This is a genomic window from Actinomadura sp. 9N407 (assembly GCF_044326315.1).
Lineage (GTDB): Bacteria > Actinomycetota > Actinomycetes > Streptosporangiales > Streptosporangiaceae > Spirillospora.
Genome location: NZ_JBIRAW010000002.1, coordinates 396,161 through 421,771, shown reverse-complemented (window position 1 = coordinate 421,771; position 25,611 = coordinate 396,161). Strand labels below are relative to the sequence as shown.

General features: G+C 72.0%; 27 protein-coding genes, 1 tRNA gene and 1 riboswitch. Of the genes, 22 read left to right on the top strand and 6 right to left on the bottom strand.

The window, feature by feature from the left end:
* The first annotated feature begins 69 nt into the window (after positions 1 to 69).
* The 3 genes from rpoZ to metK all read left to right on the top strand — a co-directional run bounded on the left by rpoZ (position 70) and on the right by metK (position 3,151).
* On the top strand, positions 70 to 324 hold the full coding sequence (rpoZ, locus tag ACH34Q_RS04660; protein WP_026405772.1) for a DNA-directed RNA polymerase subunit omega: 255 nt from the start codon (positions 70 to 72) through the stop codon (positions 322 to 324).
* Between the two features lie 58 nt (positions 325 to 382).
* Positions 383 to 1,645: a bifunctional phosphopantothenoylcysteine decarboxylase/phosphopantothenate--cysteine ligase CoaBC gene (gene coaBC, locus ACH34Q_RS04655; RefSeq protein WP_395981465.1), complete on the top strand. Its 1,263-nt coding sequence runs from the start codon at positions 383 to 385 to the stop codon at positions 1,643 to 1,645.
* A gap of 312 nt (positions 1,646 to 1,957) precedes the next feature.
* The gene (gene metK, locus ACH34Q_RS04650) at positions 1,958 to 3,151 is read left to right on the top strand and encodes a methionine adenosyltransferase (protein ID WP_395981464.1); all 1,194 of its coding nucleotides are present in this window, start codon (positions 1,958 to 1,960) and stop codon (positions 3,149 to 3,151) included.
* A 136-nt stretch (positions 3,152 to 3,287) separates the two neighbouring features.
* Here metK and ACH34Q_RS04645 read toward each other — a convergent pair.
* A tRNA-Trp gene (locus tag ACH34Q_RS04645) sits at positions 3,288 to 3,360 on the bottom strand.
* A 125-nt stretch (positions 3,361 to 3,485) separates the two neighbouring features.
* Between ACH34Q_RS04645 and ACH34Q_RS04640 the strand changes: the two genes are divergently transcribed.
* From ACH34Q_RS04640 to ACH34Q_RS04605, 8 genes are all read left to right on the top strand, one after another.
* Entirely contained in the window at positions 3,486 to 5,588 is a 2,103-nt protein-coding gene (locus ACH34Q_RS04640; RefSeq protein WP_395981463.1) for a primosomal protein N', read from the top strand.
* Positions 5,589 to 5,702: 114 nt separating this feature from the next.
* Positions 5,703 to 7,538, top strand: a complete 1,836-nt coding sequence (locus tag ACH34Q_RS04635) for a hypothetical protein (RefSeq protein ID WP_395981462.1) — start codon at positions 5,703 to 5,705, stop codon at positions 7,536 to 7,538.
* Positions 7,539 to 7,693: 155 nt separating this feature from the next.
* On the top strand, positions 7,694 to 8,239 hold the full coding sequence (def, locus tag ACH34Q_RS04630; protein WP_395981461.1) for a peptide deformylase: 546 nt from the start codon (positions 7,694 to 7,696) through the stop codon (positions 8,237 to 8,239).
* Positions 8,239 to 9,168, top strand: coding sequence for a methionyl-tRNA formyltransferase (gene fmt, locus ACH34Q_RS04625; RefSeq protein WP_395981460.1), 930 nt, complete (start codon positions 8,239 to 8,241; stop codon positions 9,166 to 9,168). The genes def and fmt overlap by 1 nt, the downstream gene beginning before the upstream one ends.
* A complete protein-coding gene (locus ACH34Q_RS04620) occupies positions 9,168 to 10,595 on the top strand; it encodes an RsmB/NOP family class I SAM-dependent RNA methyltransferase (RefSeq protein WP_395981459.1) in 1,428 nt (475 codons plus the stop codon). Before fmt ends, ACH34Q_RS04620 begins: the two co-directional genes overlap by 1 nt.
* A gap of 152 nt (positions 10,596 to 10,747) precedes the next feature.
* Positions 10,748 to 11,695, top strand: coding sequence for a phosphatase PAP2 family protein (locus ACH34Q_RS04615; protein WP_395981458.1), 948 nt, complete (start codon positions 10,748 to 10,750; stop codon positions 11,693 to 11,695).
* Between the two features lie 13 nt (positions 11,696 to 11,708).
* Complete coding sequence (gene rpe, locus ACH34Q_RS04610) at positions 11,709 to 12,371, top strand: ribulose-phosphate 3-epimerase (RefSeq protein ID WP_395981457.1); 663 nt, start codon at positions 11,709 to 11,711, stop codon at positions 12,369 to 12,371.
* Positions 12,368 to 13,021, top strand: a complete 654-nt coding sequence (locus ACH34Q_RS04605; RefSeq protein ID WP_395981456.1) for an HAD-IA family hydrolase — start codon at positions 12,368 to 12,370, stop codon at positions 13,019 to 13,021. The genes rpe and ACH34Q_RS04605 overlap by 4 nt, the downstream gene beginning before the upstream one ends.
* Positions 13,022 to 13,199: 178 nt before the next feature.
* Here ACH34Q_RS04605 and ACH34Q_RS04600 read toward each other — a convergent pair whose 3' ends face one another.
* The 4 genes from ACH34Q_RS04600 to ACH34Q_RS04585 all read right to left on the bottom strand — a co-directional run bounded on the left by ACH34Q_RS04600 (position 13,200) and on the right by ACH34Q_RS04585 (position 15,172).
* Positions 13,200 to 13,787, bottom strand: coding sequence for a TIGR03086 family metal-binding protein (locus ACH34Q_RS04600; protein ID WP_395981455.1), 588 nt, complete (start codon positions 13,785 to 13,787; stop codon positions 13,200 to 13,202).
* Entirely contained in the window at positions 13,774 to 14,256 is a 483-nt protein-coding gene (locus ACH34Q_RS04595; protein ID WP_395981454.1) for an SRPBCC family protein, read from the bottom strand. The genes ACH34Q_RS04600 and ACH34Q_RS04595 overlap by 14 nt, the downstream gene beginning before the upstream one ends.
* Positions 14,189 to 14,584 carry an ArsR/SmtB family transcription factor gene (locus ACH34Q_RS04590; protein ID WP_395981453.1) on the bottom strand — a complete coding sequence of 132 codons (396 nt, stop codon included), beginning with the start codon at positions 14,582 to 14,584 and terminating at the stop codon, positions 14,189 to 14,191. Before ACH34Q_RS04590 ends, ACH34Q_RS04595 begins: the two co-directional genes overlap by 68 nt.
* Positions 14,585 to 14,758: 174 nt before the next feature.
* A complete protein-coding gene (locus ACH34Q_RS04585) occupies positions 14,759 to 15,172 on the bottom strand; it encodes a MarR family winged helix-turn-helix transcriptional regulator (RefSeq protein WP_395981452.1) in 414 nt (137 codons plus the stop codon).
* A gap of 76 nt (positions 15,173 to 15,248) precedes the next feature.
* Here ACH34Q_RS04585 and ACH34Q_RS04580 point away from each other — a divergent pair, with 76 nt between their 5' ends.
* The gene (locus tag ACH34Q_RS04580) at positions 15,249 to 15,665 is read left to right on the top strand and encodes a DUF6069 family protein (RefSeq protein ID WP_395981451.1); all 417 of its coding nucleotides are present in this window, start codon (positions 15,249 to 15,251) and stop codon (positions 15,663 to 15,665) included.
* Positions 15,666 to 15,988: 323 nt separating this feature from the next.
* On the opposite strand, the gene ACH34Q_RS04575 is transcribed toward ACH34Q_RS04580, so the two are convergent.
* A complete protein-coding gene (locus ACH34Q_RS04575) occupies positions 15,989 to 16,396 on the bottom strand; it encodes a DoxX family protein (RefSeq protein WP_395981450.1) in 408 nt (135 codons plus the stop codon).
* A 258-nt stretch (positions 16,397 to 16,654) separates the two neighbouring features.
* Positions 16,655 to 16,785: riboswitch (FMN riboswitch) on the top strand.
* A gap of 114 nt (positions 16,786 to 16,899) precedes the next feature.
* Between ACH34Q_RS04575 and ACH34Q_RS04570 the strand changes: the two genes are divergently transcribed.
* The 10 genes from ACH34Q_RS04570 to ACH34Q_RS04525 all read left to right on the top strand — a co-directional run bounded on the left by ACH34Q_RS04570 (position 16,900) and on the right by ACH34Q_RS04525 (position 25,607).
* On the top strand, positions 16,900 to 17,550 hold the full coding sequence (locus ACH34Q_RS04570) for a riboflavin synthase (RefSeq protein WP_395981449.1): 651 nt from the start codon (positions 16,900 to 16,902) through the stop codon (positions 17,548 to 17,550).
* Positions 17,547 to 18,194: a nicotinamide riboside transporter PnuC gene (gene pnuC / locus ACH34Q_RS04565; RefSeq protein WP_395981448.1), complete on the top strand. Its 648-nt coding sequence runs from the start codon at positions 17,547 to 17,549 to the stop codon at positions 18,192 to 18,194. Before ACH34Q_RS04570 ends, pnuC begins: the two co-directional genes overlap by 4 nt.
* 152 nt (positions 18,195 to 18,346) lie before the next feature.
* Positions 18,347 to 19,564 carry a bifunctional 3,4-dihydroxy-2-butanone-4-phosphate synthase/GTP cyclohydrolase II gene (locus tag ACH34Q_RS04560; protein WP_395981447.1) on the top strand — a complete coding sequence of 406 codons (1,218 nt, stop codon included), beginning with the start codon at positions 18,347 to 18,349 and terminating at the stop codon, positions 19,562 to 19,564.
* A complete protein-coding gene (ribH, locus tag ACH34Q_RS04555; protein WP_395981446.1) occupies positions 19,561 to 20,046 on the top strand; it encodes a 6,7-dimethyl-8-ribityllumazine synthase in 486 nt (161 codons plus the stop codon). The genes ACH34Q_RS04560 and ribH overlap by 4 nt, the downstream gene beginning before the upstream one ends.
* A gap of 273 nt (positions 20,047 to 20,319) precedes the next feature.
* Positions 20,320 to 21,192: an ATP phosphoribosyltransferase gene (gene hisG, locus ACH34Q_RS04550; RefSeq protein ID WP_395981445.1), complete on the top strand. Its 873-nt coding sequence runs from the start codon at positions 20,320 to 20,322 to the stop codon at positions 21,190 to 21,192.
* The gene (locus ACH34Q_RS04545; RefSeq protein ID WP_395981444.1) at positions 21,185 to 21,631 is read left to right on the top strand and encodes a PH domain-containing protein; all 447 of its coding nucleotides are present in this window, start codon (positions 21,185 to 21,187) and stop codon (positions 21,629 to 21,631) included. The genes hisG and ACH34Q_RS04545 overlap by 8 nt, the downstream gene beginning before the upstream one ends.
* Before the next feature lie 65 nt (positions 21,632 to 21,696).
* Positions 21,697 to 22,326, top strand: a complete 630-nt coding sequence (locus tag ACH34Q_RS04540; protein ID WP_395981443.1) for a Uma2 family endonuclease — start codon at positions 21,697 to 21,699, stop codon at positions 22,324 to 22,326.
* A gap of 158 nt (positions 22,327 to 22,484) precedes the next feature.
* Positions 22,485 to 23,366 carry an AAA family ATPase gene (locus ACH34Q_RS04535; RefSeq protein ID WP_395981631.1) on the top strand — a complete coding sequence of 294 codons (882 nt, stop codon included), beginning with the start codon at positions 22,485 to 22,487 and terminating at the stop codon, positions 23,364 to 23,366.
* Positions 23,363 to 24,484: a VWA domain-containing protein gene (locus tag ACH34Q_RS04530; RefSeq protein WP_395981441.1), complete on the top strand. Its 1,122-nt coding sequence runs from the start codon at positions 23,363 to 23,365 to the stop codon at positions 24,482 to 24,484. The genes ACH34Q_RS04535 and ACH34Q_RS04530 overlap by 4 nt, the downstream gene beginning before the upstream one ends.
* A complete protein-coding gene (locus tag ACH34Q_RS04525; RefSeq protein ID WP_395981440.1) occupies positions 24,477 to 25,607 on the top strand; it encodes an XdhC family protein in 1,131 nt (376 codons plus the stop codon). The genes ACH34Q_RS04530 and ACH34Q_RS04525 overlap by 8 nt, the downstream gene beginning before the upstream one ends.
* Positions 25,608 to 25,611 lie beyond the last annotated feature (4 nt).

The window sequence follows — 25,611 nt, the reverse complement described above, 5'->3', positions numbered from 1 at the left end:
CGGCGCACCATAGGCGGACCGCATCACCGGCAGACCGCACCATCGGCAAAACGAGTGGAAGGCCACCGAGTGGCAGCCAGCAGCGAAGGCATCACCAACCCGTCGATCGATGAGCTTCTCGAAGTCGTCGACACCAAGTACGGCCTCGTGAGCATCGCGGCCAAGCGCGCGCGCCAGATCAACGCCTACTACGCCCAGCTGGGCGAGGGCCTGCTGGAGTACGTCGGCCCGCTCGTCGAGACGCAGGTCCAGGAGAAGCCGCTGTCGATCGCGCTGCGTGAGACGCGCGAGGGCCTCCTCAACGCCGAGCCCATCGAAGGCTGAGGAGTGACCGGGGCGGGGCCGTTCGTTCCCCGGACCCCCGAGAGGCGACCGTAACCAGATGACCCCCTCCCAGCCGCGCGTCGTGCTCGGCGTCGGCGCAGGCATCGCCGCGTACAAGGTGTGCGAGCTCCTGCGGCGGTTCACCGAGTCCGGCCATGACGTCCGCGTCGTGCCCACCGCGGACGCGCTGCGTTTCGTCGGCGAGCCCACCTGGGCGGCCCTGTCGGGCCACCCCGTCTCGCCGGAGGTGTGGACCCGCGTCGCCGAGGTCCCGCACGTCCGGCTCGGCCAGGGCGCCGATCTGGTGTTCGTCGCGCCCGCGACCGCCGACCTGCTGGCCAGGGCGGCGCACGGGCTGGCCGACGACCTGCTGACCAACACGCTGCTGACCGCCCGCTGCCCGGTGGTGTTCGCCCCCGCGATGCACACCGAGATGTGGGAGCACCCGGCCACCCGGGCGAACGTGGCGACCCTGCGCTCGCGCGGGGCCGTCGTCATCGACCCGGCCTCCGGGCGGCTCACCGGCAAGGACACCGGCCCCGGCCGGCTGCCCGACCCGGCCGAGCTGTTCGAGGTCGCCCGGCACGTCCTGGCCCGCGGCACGGCCGGGCCCGATCGGGACGGGCGCGAGCCGGTCGAGCGCGATCTGGCCGGGCGGCATCTGGTGATCTCGGCCGGCGGCACCCGCGAGCCCCTCGACCCGGTGCGCTTCATCGGCAACCGCTCGTCCGGGATGCAGGGCTACGCCCTGGCCCGTACGGCGGTGGCCCGCGGGGCCAGGGTGACGCTCGTCTCGGCCAACGTCGCGCTGCCGGATCCGGCGGGCGCCGACGTCGTACGGGTCGGGTCCACCGAGGAGATGCGCAAGGCCGTCCTGGAGGCGGTCCAGGAGTCCGGCGGAGCCGCCGACGCGGTGGTGATGGCCGCCGCGGTGGCCGACTTCCGCCCGGCGGGCTACCAGGGCTCCAAGATCAAGAAGACCCCGGGTGCGGAGCCGGAGCCGATCCGGCTGGTCAAGAACCCCGACATCCTGGCCGAGCTGGGCGCTCACCGGCACCCCGGCCAGGTGATCGTCGGGTTCGCCGCCGAGACCGACGACGTGCTGGCCAACGGCCGCGACAAGCTCGCCCGCAAGGGCTGCGACCTGCTCGTGGTCAACCAGGTCGGCGAGGACCTCGCGTTCGGCCGCCCCGACAACGCCGCCGTCGTGCTGGGGGCCGACGGCAGCTCCACCGACATCCCCCGCGGCGCCAAGGAGGCGCTGGCCGACGTGGTCTGGGACCTGGTCGTGGCGCGGCTGGCGCCCCGGCCGCCGGGCTGACCGGATCGGCCCGGAACCGTACGGGGGCCTGGAGCCGGATGAGGCACCTGCAGCCGTACCAGGGAGTAGGGCCGGACCGGCGCGAAGGGGACGCCCCGGGGCTGCGCGGGCCGCAAAGGTTCGGTATACCTGTCCTCCGGGCCATTCCCGATAGACTCGCGGGGACATCCGCCGGGTGAGCCGGGCGGGTCCGCCGCGCCAAGCGAATAAAGCGTTGAAGCCCGCGCGGGGCGCGCGTTCCCGCCGGAGGCCGACATCCACAAGTCCGTTTCTGCGACGTCAGTCAGCAGCCGCTGCAAGGAGTTCACGTACGTGTCTCGCCGCCTGTTCACCTCCGAGTCCGTCACCGAAGGACATCCGGACAAGATTGCGGACCAGATCAGCGACGCGATCCTCGATGCGATGCTCAAGGACGACCCCAAGAGCCGGGTCGCCGTCGAGACCATGATCACCACCGGCCAGGTGCATGTGGCCGGTGAGGTGACCACCGAGACCTACGTGGACATCCCCGGGGTCATTCGCGAGAAGATCCTCGAGATCGGCTACGACTCGTCCAAGAAGGGCTTCGACGGCCACTCCTGCGGCGTCTCGGTGTCGATCGGCGCGCAGTCGCCCGACATCGCGCAGGGCGTCGACGACGCCTACGAGACCCGCGAGGGCGAGGGGCTGGACGACCTCGACCGGCAGGGCGCCGGCGACCAGGGCCTGATGTTCGGGTACGCCTCGAACGAGACCCCCGAGCTGATGCCGCTGCCGATCACGCTGGCGCACAAGCTCGCGCACAAGCTTTCCGAGGTCCGCAAGACGGGCGTGGTGCCCTACCTGCGCCCCGACGGCAAGACCCAGGTCACCATCGAGTACGACGGCGACCGCGCGGTCCGCCTCGACACCGTCGTGGTGTCGACCCAGCACGCTCCCGACATCGACCTCAAGGAGCTGCTGACCCCCGACATCAAGGAGCACGTGGTCGACCCGGTGCTGGCCGAGCTCGAGATCGACACCTCCGGCTACCGGCTGCTGGTCAACCCGACCGGCCGGTTCGAGATCGGCGGCCCGATGGGCGACGCCGGCCTCACCGGCCGCAAGATCATCGTCGACACCTACGGCGGGATGGCCCGGCACGGCGGCGGCGCGTTCTCCGGCAAGGACCCGTCCAAGGTCGACCGGTCCGCCGCGTACGCGATGCGCTGGGTGGCCAAGAACATCGTCGCCGCGGGCCTCGCCGACCGCGCCGAGGTGCAGGTCGCGTACGCGATCGGCAAGGCGCACCCGGTCGGGGTGTTCATCGAGACCTTCGGCACCGAGAAGGTCCCGGTCGCCAAGATCGAGGAGGCCGTGGACGAGGTCTTCGACCTGCGCCCGGCCGCGATCGTCCGCGACCTGGACCTGCTGCGCCCGATCTACTCCCAGACCGCCGCGTACGGCCACTTCGGCCGTTCCGGGCCGGACTTCTCCTGGGAGTCCATCGACCGCGCCCCCGACCTGGCCAAGGCCGCCGGCCTCTGAGCGTGCCTGGCCTCTGAGCGCGTCCGCGTACAGCGTGAGAAGGCCCCGGGGAGCGACTCCCCGGGGCCTTTCGCGTGATTTGACGTCGCGTTCGTTCACGTCCCCGCGCGGGCGGGTTTCGTCCTCGCACGGAGCGGCGGACCGGCCGGAATCGAACCGGCGTCCTCCCGGTCTGGAGCCGGGCGCGACGACCTCTGCGCTACGGCCCGCCGGGCGGCACCCTACCGCCCGCCTCCGCCCGCCTTCACTGCCTCCGCCCCTCCGCTCGCGTTAGCCGGCTCCGCCGGGACGGCGGGCGGGAACCGGTGTCGGCCTGATCTGGTAGGACAAGGGCGTGACCAAGGACGGCGAGGACGCGGGACTGATCCCGGGGCTGGGAGACGTCCCCCGGGTGCCCGCCAAGTCCCAGGCCAAGCCCGCCGCAAAGCCCGCGGCGAAGGGCGGCGCGAAGAAGGGCGCCAGGCAGCCCGCCGAGGACCTGCCCGTGGCCCGCGTCGCCGTCGACATGTCACTGCCGCACCTCGACCGCCCCTTCGACTACCTGGTGCCGGTCGAGCTGGACGCGAAGACCGTTCCGGGGTGCCGAGTGCGGGTCCGGTTCGCCGGGCAGCTCGTGGACGGCCTGGTGCTGGAACGGGTGCCCGAGAGCGACCATGAGGGCCGCCTGTCGTACCTCGAACGCGTGACGTCCCCCGAGCCGGTCCTCAGCCCGGAGATCGCCGCTCTGGCCCGCGAGGTGGCCGACCGTTACGCCGGGACGTTCGCCGACGTGCTCCGCCTGGCCATCCCCCCGCGGCACGCCCGTGTGGAGGCCGAGGCGCCGCCTGAGAGCGTCGAGGGCGGCTTTCAGGACGGGCCGGGACCCTGGGCGGAGTATCCGGCGGGCCCGTCGTTCGTGAAGGCCCTTGAGGAAGGACGCGCGCCGCGTGCGGTGTGGACCGCCCTGCCCGGGCCCGCGTGGCGGGACGCGATCGCGAGGGCCGTGGGCGCCACGCTCAAGGGCGGGCGAGGCGCGCTGGTGGTCATGGCGGACGGCCGGGACGTCGCACGCGTGGACGAGGCGCTGACGGCCGAGCTGGGCGAGGGCAGGCATGTCGCCCTCACCGCCGGGCTGGGCCCCACCGAGCGGTACCGGCGCTGGCTCGCGATCCGCCGGGGGACGGTGCGGGTGGTCGTCGGTACGAGGGCCGCGATGTTCGCCCCTGTCCAGGACCTCGGCCTGGTCGTGCTGTGGGACGACGGTGACGACGTGCACGCCGAGCCGCACGCCCCGTACCCGCACCCCCGCGAGGTGCTGGCGCTGCGCGCGCACAGGGCCAATGCGGGGGCCCTGATCGGGGGCTTCACCCGTACGACCGACGCCACGCAGCTGGTGGAGACCGGATGGGCCCACGCGCTGGCCGCCGACCGGCTGCGCATCCGGGAGGTCATGCCGCGCGTACGGCCGGCGGGCGAGGACGCCGAACTGGCCCGCGACGGCGCCGCGCGTACGGCCCGGCTCACGCACCTGGCCTTCCAGACGGCACGGGAGGCCCTGGCGAAGGGGCCCGTGCTGGTGCAGGTGCCGCGTCGCGGATACCTGCCGGGGCTGGCTTGTGGACGCTGCCGTACGCCCGCCCGATGCGGCGAGTGCCAGGGGCCCCTGTCGATGACGTCCGCGCACGCCGCCCCCTACTGCCGCTGGTGCGGCCGTATCGCCGGTGACTGGGGCTGTCCTGAGTGTGGGAATCGCCACGTGCGCGCCGTCGTGGTGGGCGCGCGCCGTACGGCCGAAGAGCTCGGCCGGGCCTTCCCCGGCGTTCCCGTACGGACCTCTGGGCGAGAGGCCGTGCTGGACCGGATCGACGACGAGCGTGCTCTGGTGGTGGCCACCCCAGGAGCGGAGCCGGTCGCCGAGCAGGGTGGCTATGCGGCCGCGCTGTTGCTGGACGGATGGGTCCTGCTGGGCCGCGCGGACCTGAGGGCGGGGGAGGAGACGCTGCGCCGCTGGATGAACGCCGCCGCCCTGCTGCGCCCCTGCGCGCCCGTGGTCGTGTCGGCCGACGGAGGGCTCTCGCCTGTGCAGTCCCTCGTCCGCTGGGATCCCCTCACCTACGCCGAACGGGAGCTGAGCGAGCGCCGGGAAGTGGGCTTCCCCCCGGCAGCCCGGATGGCCTCGCTGACCGGTACGCCCGCGGCCATCCGGGAGTTCCTGTCCGGTGCGCGGCTGCCTGAAGGGGCCGAGGTGCTCGGTCCGGTCCCGGTGGCCGCACCCCCCGGCCCACCCAAGGGCGGCACCGACGGTGAGGCGGCCGAGAAGGAGCGCGCGCTCGTACGGGTACCCCGCGCCTCAGGGCAGGCCCTGGCGAAGGCTCTGCGGGAGGCTCAGGGCGTCCGGAGCGCCCGCAAGGCCCCCGAGACCGTACGCGTGCAGATCGACCCCCTCGAGCTGATCTGACCCGCGTTGATCCGACCCGGGCCGATCTGACCCCGAGCCGATCCGACCCCGGGCCGATCTGCGCCCTGAGCTGATCCGACCCCCTGAGCTGATCCGGGCATTAGGGTTTCCCAGGTGGCCGACAACTGGGTGGACACCATCTCCGGCGAGTTGCGGAGCTGGGCGGACGAGCACGACGCCGATGTGGACGTGCGGGACATCGGGCTGCTGCTCGATCTGGCCCGCGACGACCTGAAGCTCGCGGGTCCCGGCGCGCTGACGCCGGACCTGCTGCGCGAGCTGATGCTGGACGTCGTGCCGGAGGCCGTCGTCGCGGGTCCCGACGAGGCGCCGGCGCTTCTGGACGCGGCCCGCCACCTGCTGGCCTTCCTGCGCGACACCGGCGCGGTCAAGCCCGGTGCCGCCACCCGCCTCGAGGCGGCGCTGGACCGGCTCGTCCCGCAGTTCACCAAGGTCATCGCCACGGTGGACGAGGAGGACCGGCTGGCCGCCGCGGAGATCCTGACCGGGATGATGCTCGCCGAGGGCGTCCCGCTGGACGACGAGGACGCGGTCGCGCGCTGGATCGGCGACTTCGAGGCGCTGCCCGACGACGAGCGCTATGCCCGTACCGACGAGTACCTGCGCGAGAGCGAGGACCGCGCCGTACCGCCCGTACGGCTGGCCGCCGACGCGGAGCTCGCCGCCGCCGCGCGCGGGTCGGGGCTGACCGCGCAGGTCCGCGCGCTGACCGCGTGGGTCGGCGAGGGCCGCGCCGTGACCGAGCACGAGGATCTGCCCGTGGCGGACGCACTGGCCGCCGTGGAGGCCCTGGACCTGCCGTCCCCGCGCCGTACCGCGACCGTGGAGTCGCAGGAGGACCTGCCCGAGCTGGACCGGCTGTGGTGGGCCGCGCTCGACGCCGAGATGTTCGCCATTGCCGACGGCACCGTGAGCCCCGGCCCGGCGGCGGACCTGCTCGACGGCGCGGGTGGGGACGCGGGCGACGATGCTGCACTGGACGAGGCGGCGCTGGACGCGTGGCTGCGGCTGTTCGACGGCGTGGCGGTCCCCGAGCACGACCCCGCCGACGGGCTCGACCCCCTCCAGCTCATCCAGAACGAGCTCACCGGCGTGCTCATCCAGCTGTACGAGCAGGACGCCCCCACCTCGCTGGACGAGCTGTCCGGTGCGCTCATCGAGCACGTGACCGAGGCGTACGAGGTCACCGAACGGCACGGGCTCGCCGACGCGATCCGCGAGGCGCTGGCCCTGGAGATCGAGGACCTGGTCCGCTGGGGCGTCGTCGTACCGGGCGGCGACGGCGGCGGTCACGTCCTCACCCCCCTCGGCACCTGGGGCGTACGGGAGCTGCTGCTGGCCGACGGCTTCGTCGCGCCCGTCGTGGGCGATCTCGCGGACGCGCCCGCCGCCGCACTGGTCGCCGGGCTGACCTGGCACCGGCAGGAGACCGCCGACGAGGAGATCGACGGCTGGCTGGCCCGCCGCGACGCCCTCCCGGCCGCTCGCGAGCTGCTGGAGGTCATGCGTACGGGCGGTCCCGGCGCGCGCAACCTCGCCGCCGCCGTCCTGCAGCGCGTCGGCCCGGAGGCCGAGCCCGCCGTACGGGAGGCGAGCGGGGACCGTCCGGTACGGCCCTACGCGGTGCTGTGGCTGGACCGCCTCGAGGACGAGGACGCCGTGGCGGCGAGCCTGGACCGCGACGAGTACCTGTGGCTGTTCGTCGACACCGTCGCGGGGATGCTGGAGACCGTCGATCCGGACGAGGCGGTCGCCGCCGCCGTGACCGACGCGCCCACCGGCTCCGACCTCGCCGGGATGATCGAGCAGATGTGGCGGGTCGACCATCCCGCCGCCCACGCGGTGCTGGAGGCCCTCGGCGACCACCATCCGGACAAGGCGATCGCCAAGGCGGCGCGCACCGCCGCCTACAAGGCCCGTTCCGCCTGACCCCCGGGCGCTGCGTGAACCCGGGTGCCGACCGAACCTGGGCGCGTTCGGTGTGAGCCGATGGCCGGGAGCTTCGTACACTGGACACCTGTCGCAGTGATCGCCTGTCGCAGGAATCGTCAGGTCGCAGTGATCATCAGGAAACGGAGTCCTCGTTGGCCGTCAAGCCCATCCGCCTCTTCGGCGACCCGGTGCTGCGCACCGCGGCCGATCCCGTCAAGGACTTCGACAAGGAACTGCGCCAGCTGGTCAAGGACCTCACCGACACGATGATCGACGCGCCGGGCGCGGGCCTGGCGGCGCCGCAGCTGGGCGTGGGCCTGCGGGTGTTCACCTACTACGTGGACGACCGGCTCGGGCATGTGGTGAACCCGACGCTGGACCTGTCGGACGAGCGGGAGACCGGCGACGAGGGCTGCCTGTCGCTGCCCGGGCTGTCGTTCCCCACGCCGCGCGCCGTACGGGCGGTGGCCAAGGGCTTCAACATGCACGGGGAGCCGATCACGCTGGAGGGCACCGACCTGCTGGCGCGCTGCGTCCAGCATGAGACCGACCACCTCGACGGGATCATCTTCATCGACCGGATGGACGCCGAGCAGCGCAAGGCGGCGATGAAGGCCATCCGCGAGGCGGAGTGGTTCGGCGATCCCGTCCCGGTGGTCCGCGAGTCCCCGCACCGCACGTTCGGGAAGGCGCTCTGATGAAGCTCGTCTTCGCCGGTACGCCCGAGCCCGCGCTGCCGCCGCTGGAGGCGCTGCTGGAGTCGTCCCGGCACGAGGTGGCCGCCGTGGTGACCCGTCCGGACGCCCGGTCCGGGCGGGGCCGCCAGATGGTCGAGAGCCCGGTCGCGCAGCGCGCCCGCGAGGCGGGGATCGAGGTCCTCAAGCCCGCCAAGGCCCGCGATCCCGAGTTCCTCGACCGGCTGCGCGCGATCGCGCCCGACTGCTGCCCGGTGGTCGCGTACGGGGCGCTGCTGCCGCGCGAGGCCCTGGACATCCCCCGGCACGGCTGGGTCAACCTGCACTTCTCGCTGCTGCCCGCCTGGCGCGGCGCGGCGCCCGTCCAGCACGCCGTCCTGCACGGCGACGACGTGACCGGGGCGGCCACGTTCGAGATCGAGGAGGGCCTGGACACCGGGCCGGTGTACGGGGTCCTGACCGAGCCGATCCGGCCCACCGACACCTCCGGCGACCTGCTCGGCCGGCTCGCGATCGCGGGCGCCCGGCTGCTGGCCGACACGATGGACGGGATCGACGCCGGAGTGCTGGAGCCGCGGCCGCAGGCCGAGGAGGGCGTCTCGCACGCTCCCAAGATCACCTCCGAGACCGCCCGGATCGACTGGACGAGTCCGGCCCTGCGCGTGGACCGGCTGATCCGGGCCTGCACGCCCGCGCCGGGCGCCTGGACGACGTTCCGCGACGAGCGGGTCAAGATCGGCCCGGTCCGCCCGGCCGCCGGCGCGGGCCCGCTCGCCCCCGGCGAGCTGCGCGTCTCCAAGAAGGAAGTGCTCGTCGGCACCGCCAGCCACCCGGTCGCGCTGGATGAGGTGCAGCCTCCCGGCAAGCGCCGGATGTCCGCGCTCGACTGGGCGCGCGGCGCGGCCCTCACCGGTACGGAAGTGCTCGCCTGATGCCCCCCGCACCTCGCCGCCGCCAAGGCCACGGCCACCCGTCCCGCAACCGCAGGCCCGGCGGCCCGCGCCGTACCGGAGCCCCCGAGGACCTGGTCAGGCGCACCGCGTTCGACGTGATCCGGGCCGTGGAGACCCGCGACGCGTACGCCAACCTGCTGCTGCCGGCCCGGCTGCGCGACCGCGAGCTCACCGGCCGCGACGCGGCGCTGGCGACCGAGCTGACCTACGGCACGCTGCGCGGCCGCGGCACCTACGACGCGGTCCTCGCCCTGTGCAGCGACCGCGAGCTGCGCCGCATCGACCCGCCGCTGCTGGACGTGCTGCGCCTGGGCGCGCACCAGATCCTGGCCACCCGGATCCCGCCGCACGCGGCCGTCGGCACGACCGTCGACCTGGCCCGTACGGTCAGCGGGCCCGGCCAGGCCAAGTTCGCCAACGCGGTCCTGCGCAAGGTCGCCTCCCGCGACCTGCAGGGCTGGCTCGACATCGTCGTCCCCCGGGACGGCGGCGAGGCGGCCCGGCTCTCGGTCGCGCACAGCCACCCGGTGTGGATCGTCAGCGCGCTGCGCGACGCCCTCGGCCCCGACCGCGCCGAGATCGGGGCCCTGCTGGACGCCGACAACGAGCGTCCCCGCGTGACCCTGGTCGCCAGGCCGGGCCGGGCGGCGATCGACGAGCTGACGGAGGCGGGCGCCGAGCCCGCGCCGTACTCGCCGTACGCCGCCGTCCTGCCCGAGGGCGACCCGGCCGCGATCCTCGCCGTACGCGAGGGCCGCGCCGCCGTCCAGGACGAGGCCAGCCAGATGGTCGCGCTGGCCCTCGCCGAGACCCCGGTCGAGGGACGCGACGAGTTGTGGGCCGACCTGTGCGCCGGTCCCGGCGGCAAGGCCGGACTGCTGTCGGCACTGGCCACCGAGCGGGGCGCCCGGCTGCTGGCCGCCGACCTCCAGCCGCACCGCGCCGCCCTGGTCGGCCGGTCGGTCGACCACCGCGCCGGGGTCATCGCCGCCGACGGCACCGTTCCCGCCTGGCGGCCCGGCACGTTCGACCGGGTCCTGCTGGACGTACCGTGCACGGGCCTGGGCGCGCTGCGCCGCCGCCCGGAGGCACGCTGGCGCCGCGGCCCGGAGGCCGTGGCCGAGCTGGGCCCGCTCCAGCGCGACCTGCTGCGCGGGGCCCTCGACGCCGTACGGCCCGGGGGAGTGGTGGCCTACATCACGTGCTCGCCGCACCTGGCCGAGACGCGCGTGGTGGTCGACGACGTGCTGCGCAAGCGCGACGACATCGAACGTCTCGACTCGCCGGCCGCCCTCACCGGCATCGCGTCCGGCCTGACGGGGCTCGGGGACGGCCCGTACGCGCAGTTCTGGCCGCACCGGCACGGCACGGACGCGATGTTCCTCGCACTCCTCCGCCGAAACTGACACGGGAGCTGCGTCAACGGGAGCTGCGTCACGGGGAACCATGCCGCCGGGAGTTGTGTCGCTGGAACCTTTACGTGTTGCGCAGTCGTACACCTGGTGTCCGTCAGTAATCTCGTGGGTTCCTGCCCGCAGAACCTTCCCGGGGGAGACTCGTGCTCACCGGCGCCATGCACGTGCTGTCGTTCATCGGCAGCGCGGCCTTCTACCTGCCGCTGCTGGTCATCGTCTACTGGTGCGTGGACGCCCGGCTGGGCGCCCGCGCGGCGGTGGTGCTGTCGCTGGGCTCGGTGATCAACACCGGGCTGAAGCTGGTCTTCCACGATCCCCGGCCGTTCTGGACCGACCCGTCGATCACCGGGCACGAGGCACGCGACTCGTTCGGCATGCCCTCGGGCCACGCCCAGAACGCCGTGGTCGTCTGGGGCTTCTTCGCGAGCCTCACGCGCCGCCGCCTGCTGTGGGCCGGCGCGCTGCTGCTCATCATCGGGATCGGTGTCTCCCGGGTCGCCCTCGGCGTGCACTCGGCCGGCCAGGTCCTGGCCGGCTGGACGATCGGCGCCGCCGTGCTCGCCGCCGTCCTGTGGCTGGAGCCTCGGGTCCTGCCCTGGTGGTGCCGCTGCCGACTGCCGGTCCAGCTCCTGCTGAGCCTTGCCGTGGCCCTCGCGTTCCTCGCCGGCATGTGGGCGGCCCTGGAAGCCATGGACGGCTGGCGCTGGCCGGCGAGCTGGGCGAACGCGATCATCGAGGCGGGCGGCAGCGTCGATCCGGTCTCGCTCGGCGAGGGCGCCGCGGCCGCCGGCGGGCTCTTCGGCCTCCTCGCGGGCCTCTCGTACGCCGCGGACCGGATCCGCTTCGACGCCACCGGCGACCTCTGGCGTCGGCTGGCCCGCATCCCGGTCGGTGCCGCGGGCGCCGTCGTCCTCTACACGCTGAGCCTGTTCCTGGGTACGCAGCCCGTCCAGGCGTTCATCGCGCAGGCCCTGCTCGGGTTGTGGGCCGCCGCCGGTGCGCCCGAGACGTTCATCCGGCTCGGACTCGCGACGCGTACCCCCCGCGGCGTCACCCGGGTGGGTGAGGAGCCCGCGCGGGTACGGCAATAGACTTCTGGGCATCATGGCTCCGCAGATCTCACCCAGCATCCTGTCCGCCGACTTCGCCCGGCTCGCCGACGACGTCGCGCGCATCGCCGACGCGGCCGACTGGGTCCACGTCGACGTGATGGACAACCATTTCGTCCCGAACCTGACCCTCGGGCTCCCGATCGTGGAGGCGCTGATCAAGACCAGCGCGCTCCCCATCGACTGCCATCTGATGATCGAGGACCCCGACCGCTGGGCCCCGCAGTACGCCGAGGCGGGCGCGGGCAGCGTGACCATCCACGCCGAGGCGGCCAAGGCCCCGATCCGTACCCTGCGCACCATCCGCGCGGCCGGCGCACGGGCCGGGCTCGGCATCAACCCGGCCACCCCGATCGAGCCGTACGAGGACCTCCTGGGCGAGATCGACATGCTCCTGCTGATGACCGTGGAGCCGGGCTTCGGCGGCCAGAAGTTCCTGGACGTCGTGCTCCCCAAGGTCCGCCGCGCCCGCGCGCTGATCGGCGACAGGCCCGTCTGGCTGCAGGTCGACGGCGGCGTCAGCGCCGAGACCATCGAACGCTGCGCCGAGGCCGGCGCGGACGTCTTCGTGGCCGGCAGCGCCGTCTACGGTGCCGACGACCCCGCCGAAGCGGTCCGCAAGCTGCGCGGCCAGGCCGAGGAGGTCGCCGCCAGGTGACCACGCTGACGCTGCCGTGCCCGGCGGTCCTGTTCGACGTGGACGGGACGCTGGTCGACTCGACGCCCCTGGTGGAACGGGCGGCACGGCAGTGGGCGGCCGAGTACGACATCGACCCCGACGAGTTCCTCGCGGGCGCCCACGGCCGCCGGACCAGCGACCGCATCGCCGACTTCCTCCCACCCGAACGCGTCCGCGCGGCCACCGACCACCTGGACGCCCTGGAGGCCGCCGACACCGACGGCATCACCGCGCTGCCGGGCGCCCGCGAACTGCTGTCGGCCATGAACGGACTGCCCTGGGCCATGGTCACCTCCATGGACCCCACCCAGCTCAAGGCCCGTACCGCCGCGGCCGGGATCCCGCTCCCCGAGGTCGTCGTCACGGCCTTCGACGTCAACGTCGGCAAGCCCGACCCGTCCGGCTACCTGCTGGCCGCCCGCCGCCTGAACGCCGACCCCCGCGCCTGCGTCGTCATCGAGGACGCCCCCGCCGGAGTCGCCGCCGGCCGCGCCGCCGGTGCCACCGTCGTCGCGGTCACCACCAGCCACGACGCGTCCGAGCTGACCGAGGCCGACCTGATCGTTCCCGACCTCACCCCGATGACCGCCATCCCCGAAGGCCTCCACCTCATCATCCGCAACCGCTGACCCGTCCCGGCAAGCGCGGATCTCGACCTCCTGGTTGCCGACCCGGGACACGGAGTCCGTCTTGCTCATCGACGAGGCGCGGGGTCGCGTCACGCGGTGGCCGCTGCTTCCGGATGAGGTTCCGACCGTTCAGTACGAGCGCTGCTCGGCGGGCTCGTTCTGGATCCCGCCGGGTGGCTCACCGCCCTGACCAGAACGGGTTCCGACCGATGAAACCGAGAAGTCTGGCCTGGGTATCCGCATCGGCGGGTACCTCGACCCGGGGGCCGTACTGGCCGGAGGAGCGGAGAACCTCTTCCATCGACTCCATCCCGCTGAGGAGCCGGGCACAGAAGTCGGGGTCCAGCCGATCGTCCTGGCCGGTGGCCCTGGACAGATCCCACGTGTGCATGAACACGTCAGCGGTGTAGAACTGGTCGATCGCGGTGTCCAGCGGCACGCTGCCGATGTGCGGGTTGGTGAGTTTCCGGTGCGCGGTCTCCGGATCGTCCAGCACCGCCTGAACGCCGTCGCTATGAACCTGCCATGCGGCGACCGGGTCCTCGTCCACCGACGGCCCGCGGGGCAGGTCGATGCCGGCGCCGGCGGCGAGGAACCCGGGGAACCAGCCGGTCAGGTGTCGTACGACGTCGCGGGCGGTCCAGCCGGGGACCGGGGACGGCGCGTCCCAGGACGGGGTGCCGCGGACCCGTTCGGTGAACAGCCCGGCGACCTGACGGTGGCGCTCGGCCGGACGGTCGGACAGTGCCAGGTCAGACGGTGCCATCGGCGAGCATCCTTTCCAGCTTCGCGTAGCCCTCGTTGACGCCGACCTCCATGCCGCTCTGCAGCATCGCGTCGCGGCCCTCGAAGCTGTCGACCAGCGACTGCGCCCGCAGCCGCGTGCGGCCGTCGCCGAGGTCCTCGAACCACAACGTCTCCAGGGCGACTCCGTCGGGATCGCCCTCGAACGTGAAGGTCTGGACGATGCGGTCCGGCCGTACCTCGTGGAAGCAGCCGTGGAACGCGTACTCGGTGCCCTCGCGCTCCGCGACGTACCGCCAGCTGCCGCCGTTGCGCGCGTCCCAGTGCTCGATCCGGGTGGTCATGCCGTCGGGGCCCACCCACTGGGCGTACAGATCGGGATCGGTGTGGGCGCGCAGCAGTTGCTCGGGCGTGGCCGTGAAGTCACGAGTCATCCGGATGACCGGCAGTCTCGGGTCGGCTTCGATGGCCGTCTCCGTGATCTTGTGCATGCTCGTCTCCCTCCATCTCCGCCAGGACGGCGTCAAGGCGGCGGTAGCGCTGCTCGACGCGGCCCCGGTAGTGCTCGATCCAGGTGTCCATCAGGTCGAAGGCCTGGGCCTCCAGGCGCACCGGCCGGGGTTGCGGCCCTTGCGGCCGGCTGACGAGCCCGGCGTCCTCGAGTACCCGCAGGTGCTTGTAGACGGCCTGCAGCGTGATCCTGTACGGCTCCGCCAGCCGGCTCACGGTCGCGTCGCCCTCCGAGAGCCGGGCGACCATGTCGCGCCGGGTCGGGTCCGCGAGAGCGGCGAAGACTCGGGACAGCGTGTCCGTGGTCATGTTCCCCAGTTCCAAGGCCCCAGTTTCAACTAGATGGTTTAAAAAAACCTTAGGCCGCACGCTGCCCGCGCGTCAACCCTGTGGTTGAAAGCGCTGCATGATGGGTGGTTGAAGGTGCCGCATGCGGTACGTCAGCCGAACTGCTCGGTGACAGTGCGACCGGGCGCGTCGCGGTCAGGGGTGGTCGACCAGGCGGCGGAAGAGGTCGCGGAGCGTACGCCGGTCGGCATCGGGGAGGTCGAAGACCTCGGCGGCGACCTTGTCGGTACCGGCTCGCAGGGCGGCGCGCTTGCGCTCGCCCTCCTTGGTCAGGACCAGATGCTTGACGCGGCGGTCCTGGGGATCGGGCTGCCGCGTGACGAGCCCGCGCCGTTCCAGGCCGTCCACGATGCCGGTCACGTTGGAGGCGTCGCAGGCCATGACCTGCGCCAGCTCCCGCATGGGGGCGGGGGAGCGTAGCTGCATGAGGGCCTGGGCCTGGACGGGGGGCAGGTCCAGCTCGGCCGCGGCGCGGTCGAGGCCGGTACGGATGCGCCCGGCCACGCGGAAGGTGAGCTCCATCAGCTCGTCGGTGGGGACATCGCTCATGCCCCGAGCTTAGTTGAGTTCCTCAAGTATTCGGTCTAGGGTAATTACTTGAGGTTCTCAACAATGGAGGTAGTCGATGGTAGTCGGGGTTCAGGAAAATTCGGGCGCGGGAGTGCGGCTGCGTGGGCGGGCGATCGCGGTCGGGGTTGCCGTGCTGGCCGCGGTGGTGCTGTGGCTGATCGCGGTGCCGGTCATCGGCCAGGAACTGGCCGTCACCTATCCGGAGCGGGAGCCGATGACGGTCGGGTTCGGGCCCGTGGTGGTCTTCGCGGCCGGATCGTCGCTGGCGGGCTGGGGCCTGCTGGCACTGCTGGAGTTGGTCACCCGCGCGCGGGCTCGGATCGTGTGGACGGTCATCGCCGCCATCGTGCTGGTGCTCTCGTTCTCCCCGCTCCTCCAGATCGAGGCCGCGGGTTCGACGAAGGCGACGCTGGCACTGCTCCACCTGGTGGTGGGCGTGCCGCTGATATTCGGTTTCTGGCGTACGCGCTAGATCGTAGATCGGGCTGGGCGCCACACTTGCCGGGCTGACCCCGACGAGCGGGAACGGGCACGGCGCTGCGATCGGCGGCAGCGAATCCCGCTCTGTGGGACGCGGTTTTTCGGGCTTTGCTCACCGCTTACCACGACTTCTACGGCGATCTCGTACCGGACGAGGCCCTGGGCCTGCTGGGCGTGCTGGATGGAGTGGGCCTGCCGCCGGAGACCGAGCACCTGGACGCGCTCCGTTCCGTACCGGCGGCAGGCCACCGGAATCACTACCGGTCACCCGAGGCCTGGGACGGGTCAGAAGAGCACCGGTCAGAAGAGCACCGGTCAGAAGAGCGGCCCCACCAGGTTGAGCCCCGGGTGCGGGTCCGCCGCGTACAGGACGAACAGGGCCAGCGCGCCGCCCGCCAGTGAGAGGTCCTTGGAGAACTGCTGCTGCTCGTTCTGCTTCGCCATCGGGTCGCTCTGCTTCCAGAAGTCGTGGAACACGAACGCTGTGACCAGCAGGAACGGCACCAGGGCCAGCGCGGCGAGGTCGGGCCAGATGCCCAGGATGAGCAGCGCCGAGGCCACCAGAACGTAGACGCCGGAGATCTGCACCATCAGCGTGGGCTGGGGCAGCTTCTTGCTCGCCGCGTATCCGCTCATCGCCTGGGTGGCGGTCAGATGCCCGATGCCGGCCCCGATGAAGATCGCTGAGAACACGATGCGTGCGATCAGTGCGATGACGTCCATGACCCACCTCCAGGAGTTTCCGCGACGCGTCACCCCGATGTCCCGATCTTTACCCGGCGGGCGAGGAGGTTGAACATTAAATGAAATGGACCGTACCAATGAGACGGATCGTGCTGGTGGGATGGCCGTGCCACTGAGGCGGACCAGGTAACCTAACAAATGCTTGGTTGTTTGCTGTCCGGCTGTGTGCTGCCGACCGTGGCCTTCCTCACACGGAACGGGAATGCCCGGCATGGCACACTGGTTGGCAGCAGTGAAACGCGTGCTCCGGGGTCGGTGTAATTCCGAACCGGCGGTGACAGTCCGCGACCCGGCCGAAGCCATCGGCCGGTTGATCCGGTGGAATTCCGGGACCGACGGTGAAAGTCCGGATGGGAGGCAGCGCGCTGTACACCCCTTTGACCAGGGGTGTTGTTCGACTCGGGTTGCTCGACTCGGGTTGTTCGACCCGTCATACCCCCCCGGAGCCTCCGCACCAACGGATTCATGGAGGCCCGGGAGAGATGTTCACCGGCATCGTCGAAGAGCTCGGCGAGATCGTGGCGATCGAGTCCGCTGGCGACTCCGCCGCGGTCACGATCCGCGGCCCGATCGTCACCCAGGATGCCGTCCACGGCGCGTCGATCGCCGTCAACGGCGTCTGTCTCACCGTGGTCGACGTCAAGGACGACACGTTCACCGCGGACGTGATCAAGGAGACCCTCGACAAGTCCAGCCTGGGCGCGCTCGACGCCGGCTCCAGGGTCAATCTGGAACGTCCCGTACGGCTCCAGGACCGGCTCGGCGGCCATCTGGTCCAGGGCCATGTCGACGGCGTCGGCCGGATCCTGTCCCGCGAGCCCGGGGAGCGCTGGGAGGTCGTCACGATCTCCCTGCCCGAGGACATGAGCCGCTACCTGGTCGACAAGGGCTCGATCACCGTGGACGGCATCAGCCTCACCGTGGTCGAGGCGGGCACCGACCGCTTCAGCATCGCGCTGATCCCCACCACGCTCGCCCTGACGACCCTCGGCCACAAGCGCGCCGGTGACCCGGTCAACCTTGAGGCGGACGTGGTCGCCAAGTACGTCGAGCGCATGCTGGGCGCCCGTGCCGGAGACGCTCGTGCCGGAGACGCCCGTGCCGGAGACGCCCGCGCGGGAGACCCGGCGTGAACTGGCTGAACGCGAGCTTCTCCCTTTTCGGCGAGCACATCCTGTGGACCGATCTCATCGGCAACGTGCTCTCCCTGGCCGTCGTGTGGCTGGCCATGCGCAAGACCATCTGGACCTGGCCGGTCCAGCTCGTCGGCGCGCTGCTGCTGCTGGCGGCCTCGATGCACGCCGCCGTCCCCGGCAACGCCCTCAAGCAGGTGCTGTTCATCGGCCTGGCCGGGCTCGGCTGGTGGAGCTGGACGCGCGGCCGGCGTTCCGGCGAGGGGCTGGTCGTACGGTCCGCGACCGCCCGCGAGCGGGTGATCCTGCTGGCGGTGCTGGTGCTCGGCACCGCGCTGGTCGCGCAGCTGTTCACCCGCCTCGACTGGCTGGAGATCGCCTGGTCGCCGTGGGCGAACGCCTACATCTTCGTCGGCAGCGCGGTGGCGACGTTCGCCCAGAGCCGCGCGCTGGTCGACTTCTGGATCGTCTGGGTGCTGGTCGACCTGGTCGGTGTCCCGCTGGCGCTGAAGTCGGGACTGTACGTCTCGGCCGCGGTGTACGGCGTCTTCTTCCTGATGGTGATGATCGGGTTCCGCAACTGGCACCGGGAGTCCCGGGCACGGATTGCGAGCGACCCCCGACCCGAGGTGGTCACGGTATGAGCGAGCCTGAGGGGCGCGGCGGCGCCTGGACTGACGAGCGAGGAACGAGCGGGGAGGGAAGGCGTCGCCATCACGGCGCCCCGGAGGTGAGTGGGGAGCGCGGCATGAGCGGGCAGAACGGGATGAGTGAGCGGCGCATGAGTGAGCCCGGCGTGAGTGAGGGGATCTTCGACTCGATCGAGGCGGCGGTCGCGGACATCGCGGCCGGGCGGCCGGTCGTGGTGGTCGACGACGAGGACAGGGAGAACGAGGGCGACATCATCTTCGCCGCCGCCAAGGCGACGCCGGAGCTGCTGACGTTCACGATCCGCTACACCAGCGGGGTGATCTGCGTCCCGATGGAGGGCGCCGACCTCGACCGGCTGCAGATCCCGCTGATGACGGCGCAGAACACCGAGCGGATGCGGACCGCGTACACGATCAGCGTGGACGCCCGCGACGGTGTCAGCACCGGCATCTCGGCCGCCGACCGGGCCCGGACGATCCGTACGCTGTGCGACTCGGCGACGGAACCGTACGAGCTGGTCAGGCCGGGCCACATCTTCCCGCTGCGCTACCACCCGGGCGGCGTGCTGCGCCGCCGCGGCCACACCGAGGCCGCCGTCGACCTGGCCCGGCTGGCCGGGCTGGCGCCCGCCGGCGTGCTGGCCGAGGTGGTCAACGAGGACGGCACCATGGCGCGGCTGCCCGAGCTGCAGGTGTTCGCCAAGGAGCACGGGCTCAAGCTGATCTCGATCGAGCAGCTGGTGGAGTACCGCCGGCGCAACGAGGCGCTGGTCGAGCGGGTCGTGGAGACCCGGCTGCCGAACCGGTACGGGACATGGCGCGCGATCGGCTTCGCCAGCGCGATCGACGGCGGCGAGCACCTCGCGCTCGTGCTCGGCGACATCGGCGACGGTGCGGACGTGCTCGTACGGGCGCATTCGGAGTGCCTGACCGGCGACGTGCTGCACTCCGAGCGCTGCGACTGCGGTACCCAGCTGGACTCGGCCATGGAACGGATCGCCGAGGAGGGCCGCGGGGTCGTCCTGTACCTGCGCGGGCACGAGGGCCGCGGCATCGGCCTGCTGGCCAAGCTGCGGGCGTACGCGCTGCAGGACAACGGCTCCGACACCGTGGACGCCAACCTGGAGCTGGGCCTTCCGGCCGACGCGCGCGAGTACTCCAACGCCGCCCACATGCTGCGTGACCTGGGCGTACGCTCGATCCGGGTGCTGACCAACAACCCCGCCAAGCTGACCGGCCTGGAGGGCTTCGGGCTGGACGTGCAAGGCCGCGAGGGCATGCCCGTCATCGTCACCGAGCACAACCGCCGTTACCTGACGGTCAAGCGCGACCGTCTCGGACACCAGATCGGAGACCTCTCATGAGCGGCGCGGGGCGTCCCGAGGACACCACCGTCGAGGCCGGCGGGCTCACGCTCGGCATCGTCTGCACCCGCTGGCACGGCCAGATCACCGACCGCCTGCTGGAGCGCGCGGTGGCCGCGGCCAAGGCCTGCGGCGTCCAGGAGCCGGCCGTGATCCGGGTGGCCGGCGCGCTGGAGCTGCCGGTGATCGCCCAGCAGCTGGCCCGCGAGCTGGACGCCGTGGTGTGCCTGGGCGCCGTGATCCGGGGTGAGACCGCTCACTTCGAGTACGTGTGCGACTCGGTCACCGCCGGCATGACCCGGGTCGCGCTGGACGAGCGGACGCCCGTGGGCAATGGGGTGCTCACCTGCGAGACACAGGAGCAGGCGCTGGCGCGGAGCGGGTTCCCCGACAGCAAGGAGGACAAGGGCTGGGAGTCGGTGGTCGCCGCCCTCGACACCGCCCTGACCCTGCGCCGCCTGCGAGCCCATGCGGGGGCCTAGACAGGGGACCGGGTAAGATCTGTGCGGACCCAAGATCTGTACAGGACCGAGACCTGTGCGGAAGTAGGAACCGGGCGGAACCCGCGCCGACAGGCGCGGCGAGAGCATCGACGGGATGGGAGGCGATGGTGGCCGCACTCGACCTGGCAGTGAGCAGGGCACTGACCCTGCGAGGTCCGCGGCATCACGGTCACGCCGGGCATGGCGCGGAGCATCCGAGCTCCTGAGCACGCCCCCGGTATCCCGTACGCATCCCACCTGAAAGGCTTCACCGTGCTGTCTCTCGTCCTGCCCAAGGGTTCGCTCGAAAAGGCGACCATCCAGCTGTTCGACGCCGCCGACCTCACCGTCCAGCGGACGTCGGACCGCGACTACCGCGCCCAGATCGACGACCCGCGCGTCGACCGGGTCCGGGTGCTGCGCCCGCAGGAGATCCCGACCTACCTCGAGCAGGGCCTGTTCGACCTGGGCATCACCGGCCGCGACTGGATCTCCGAGACCGGCGCCGACGTGGTCTCGCTCGGCGAGCTGAAGTACTCCAAGGCCACCAGCAACCCGGTCCGCGTGATCATGGCGGTGCCCGAGGACGCGCCCTGGCAGCGGGTCTCGGACCTGCCCGAGGGCGTCCGGATCTCCACCGAGTTCCCGGCCATGACCAAGCGCTTCCTGGAGGAGCACGGCGTCAAGGCGAACGTCGTCCCCTCGTACGGTGCCACCGAGGCCAAGGTCCCCGACATCGTGGACGTGATCGTCGACCTGACCGAGACCGGCTCCTCGCTGCGCAAGAACGGCCTGCGCATCCTGGACACCCTGCTGACCAGCTACACCGAGCTGGTCGCCAACCGCGCGGCGTACGAGAACCCCGACAAGCGCGCGGCCATGGAGGACATCGCGCTCCTCCTGCAGGGCGCCATCCGGGCCCGCGGCAACGTGCTGCTCAAGCTGAACGTCGCCGCCGGCGACCTGAAGGGCGTGCTGGACATCATGCCGTCGATGTCCTCGCCCACCGTCACCTCGCTGGCGGGCGGCGACCACGCGGTGGAGAGCGTCGTGGCCAAGCGCGGCGTCAACACCCTGATCCCGGCCCTGAAGTCGGCCGGCGCGCACGACATCCTCGAGATCCCGATCTCCAAGATCGTTGACTGACGTACCCGCGCTGCCGGTGGTGTGGCGCCCCCGCACCACCCGCGTGGTCGCCTACACGACGGCGGGCGTGATCGTCTTCGGTCTGCTCGCGCTCGCCGTCGCGGTGGCACCCCAGTTCAAGCCGTCCGACCGGGTGATGATGGTCGGTTTCGGCCTCTTCCTGGCCTGGATCCTGCACATGCTGGCCCGCTGCCGCGTCGCCGCCGACTCCGCCGGCGTCACGGTCGTCAACGCCTTCCGGACCCGCCGGCTGGAATGGGCCGAGATCGTCGACGTGAACATGAGCGTCGGCGAGCCCTGGCCCACCCTCGACCTGGCCGACGGCACCTCGCTGGGCGCCATGGGCATCAACGGCGCCGAACGCGCCCTCTCCGCCCGCCAGCTCGAAGAGCTGAAGGCCCTCCTGGCCACCCACGGCGAGGCTCCCGACCCCTCCTGACCGGGGCCTGCTGTCATAAGCTTGTTCCACGGACCGTGAGTGCGTACATGTGCGACAGTGGGCTCATGAGCGCTCAGAGTGTCGAGGCGTCTGCGGAAAGTAGTCACATGGGTGCGGGTTCGCTGCCAGACTGGGTCTTCCCCCCGCCGGACGGATACACCGCTGACGTTTTCCTGAAGATGCGCGACCTCCCTCGGCACACGGAACTGATCGACGGGAGTCTCATCTTCGTGAGTCCGCAGCAGTTGTGGCATTCACGCGTCCTCCGGTTCCTGACCGACGAGCTCGACCGGCAGGCGCCCGACGATATGCGCGCCGACCAGGAGATGGTGGTCAAACTCGGGAAGCGGCAGGCTCCGGAACCCGATGTCCTGGTCGTGACCTCGGCGGCCGCCGAGGAAGACGACTCCAGGACGTACTACCTCCCGGAAGACGTCATCCTGGCGGTCGAAGCCATGTCGCCCAGTTCCGAGGAGCGGGACCGGGAGACGAAGCCGCCGAAGTACGCGGCCGCCGGAATCCGGCATTTCTGGCGAGTTGAGAAAGATGACGGAAGAATCGTCGTCTACGTCTACGAACGTGATCCGGCGACGCGGGAGTACGCGCTCACGGGAATCCATCACGCCAGGCTCAAGCTGACGGTGCCGTTCGACATCGATATCGATCTCACCGCGGTCGGGCAGCGACGGCACTGAGCTGGCACTGAGCCGGGACCGGGACGGCCCAGAGCCGGCCGGGGACAGACCGGCGTTGATACCGGTCAGGCCGTGCTGGAATCACGCGGTGCCGGAATCAGGGTGTGTGGACAGGGTGTCTGGATCGGTGCTCGGCTGAGTAGCCTGAGGGCGTGGCCGTGTCTCCAGGGATCGCGTCGCCGGCGGAGCTGGCGGCATTGCTCGAACGGAACTCCTACCTGTGCGACGACGGGCTGGCCACGGCCGGGTTCCTGGCGTTGCGGATGGGACGGCCGCTGTTCCTCGAGGGCGAGGCCGGGGTCGGGAAGACCGAGCTGGCCAAGACCCTCGCGGTCGTGCTGGGCGCGCCGCTGATCCGGTTGCAGTGCTACGAGGGGCTCGATGCCTCGCAGGCCCTCTACGACTGGGACTTTCCCCGCCAGCTGCTGCATCTGAGAGCGGCGGAGGCGGCGGGCATCACCGATGTGGCGCGGCTTGAGGGGGAGTTGTACGACCGGCGCTTCCTGATGGCGCGGCCGTTGCTGCAGGCGCTGGAGACCACGCCCAGCGTGCTGCTCGTGGACGAGATCGACCGGGCGGACGACGAGTTCGAGGCGTTCCTGCTGGAGGTGCTGAGCGACTTCACGATCTCGGTGCCGGAGCTGGGGACGATCCGCGCGGAGCGCCCGCCGGTGGTCGTGGTGACCTCCAACCGCACCCGCGAGGTCCATGACGCGCTCAAGCGGCGCTGCCTGTACCACTGGCTGGAGCATCCGACGTTCGACCGCGAGGTGGCGATCATCCGGCGCCGGCTGCCCGGGGCCGCCGAGCGGCTGGCCGGGCAGGTGGCCCAGGCCGCGCAGCGGCTGCGCGCGGTGGACCTGCTCAAGCCGCCCGGTGTCGCAGAGAGCCTCGACTGGACGGAGGCGCTGGTCGCCCTGGGCGTCCGCGACCTGGATCCCGAGGTCGCGGCGGTGACGCTGGGGACGGTCCTGAAGTACCGCGAGGACCAGCAGCGGGTGCTCGCCGACGGGCTCGGCGCCCTGCTCAACGGGGGATGACCGTGTCCGCGGGCCGGGATGTCACGGAGACCATCGTGGGCTTCGCCCGGACGCTGCGCGCGGCGGGCGGTGCCGCCGATCCCGAAAGGGTGCAGGCCATGCTGCGCGCGCTCGACCACCTGGACGTACTGGATGGCGCCGACGTCTACTGGGCCGGACGGCTCACGCTGTGCGCCGCCCCCGATGACCTGCCCCGCTACGACCGGTGCTTCGCCGCGTACTTCTCCGGCCTGACCGCGCGGCCCGGGCGGCGCCCGCCCGTCGTGGTCGTACGGCAGACGCCCGTCGTGGTGGCCGACCCGTCGCGGAACGCGGACGGCGACGAGCCGCAGGAGGTCCAGGCCGTCACCGCCAGCGGTGTCGAGGTGCTGCGCAATCGGGACGTGGCACGGCTCGGCGCGGAGGAACGGGCCGAGGTCAACCGGCTCATCGCCGTCCTGGACGCCACCGCCGAACGGCGCCGTTCGCGCCGGTTCAAGCCCGCGCCCCGAGGACGCCTGGATCCGGGACGTACCGTACGGGAGACCCTCAGGCGGGGTGGCGAGATGTCGCTGCTGCGCCACCGCACCCACCGCTCGCGGCCGCGGCGCGTGGTGCTGCTCGTCGACGTCAGCGGCTCGATGGGGCCGTACGCGGACGCGCTGCTGCGGTTCGCCCACGCGGCCGCCCGGTCGGGGGGACGTGCCGTCGAGGTCTTCAGCGCCGGTACGAGGCTGACCCGGATCACGCGCGAGCTGCGGCATCGCGATCCCGACGCCGCGATGACGGCCGCGTCCGCCGCGATCCCCGACTGGAGCGGCGGGACCCGGCTGGGCGAGGAGCTCAAGGAGTTCCTGGACCGCTTCGGGCAGCGCGGGCTGGCGCGCGGCGCGATCGTGGTCATCGCCTCCGACGGCTGGGAGCGCGGCGACGCCGGGCTGCTCGGCGCGCAGATGGCCCGGCTGCACCGGCTCGCGTACCGGGTCGTGTGGGCCAACCCGCACAAGGCGCGGCCCGGGTACGAGCCGCTCACCGCCGGGATGGCCGCGGCCCTCCCGTACATCGACGACTTCACCTCGGGGCACAGTCTCGGTGCCCTCGAGGACCTCGCCCGGCTGATCGGAGACCCCCATGCGTGACGTGCTCGACGACATCGCGGCCTGGTACGCAGCGGGGGAGACGTTCGGCCTGGCGACCGTGGTCAACACGTTCCGGAGCGCGCCGCGCCCGCCCGGCGCGGCGATGGCGGTCGCGCCGTCGGGCGAGGTGACGGGCAGCGTCTCGGGCGGTTGCGTCGAGGGCGCGGTGTACGACCTGGCGCAGTCGGTGCTGGCCTCCGGTGAGGCGGTCGTGCAGCGGTACGGGGTGAGCGACGACGACGCGTTCTCGGTGGGCCTGACCTGCGGCGGCATCCTGGACGTGCTGGTCGAGCCGGTCGGGCCCGCCACGTTTCCGGAGTTCGCCGAGGTGGCGGCCTCGATCGCCGCGCGCGAGCCGGTCGCCGTGGCCTCGGTCGTGGCCGGCCCCGGGACGGTCGGTGCCCGCAGGGTCATCTGGCCCGGCCGAGCGTCGGGCTCGCTGGCCCCGGGCGCCCCGTACGCGGGACGCCTGGACGCGGCCGTCGACGACGACGCGCGCGGGATGCTCGCCCAGGGCCTGACCGGGCAGCGGCACTACGGCCGCGAGGGGGAGCGGCGGCTGGACGAGCTGGCGGTCTTCGTGCACTCGTTCGCGCCGGCCCCGCGCCTGCTGGTGTTCGGTGCGATCGACTTCGCCGCGGCGGTGGCCCGGGTGGGCAAGTTCCTCGGCTACCACGTGACGGTCTGCGACGCCCGCCCGGTGTTCGCGACGCCCAAGCGGTTCCCCGACGCCGACGAGGTCGTGGTGAAGTGGCCGCACAAGTTCCTGGACGGGCTGGTGGACGGTACGGGCGTCGACGAGCGGACGGCGATCTGCGTCCTGACCCATGACCCGAAGTTCGACGTCCCGCTGCTGGAGGTCGCGCTGCGGACCCGTGCCGGATACGTCGGCGCGATGGGCTCGCGCCGTACTCACGACGACCGGATGGAGCGGCTCCGCGAGGCGGGCCTGAACGACGCCGAGCTGTCCCGGCTGCGGTCCCCGATCGGCCTCGACCTGGGCGCCCGTACGCCGGAGGAGACCGCGGTGTCGATCGCCGCCGAGCTGATCCAGCTGCGCTGGGGCGGGTCGGGACGGCCGCTGACCGACACCGGCGGCCGGATCCACGGCGCGGACGGCTGAGCGG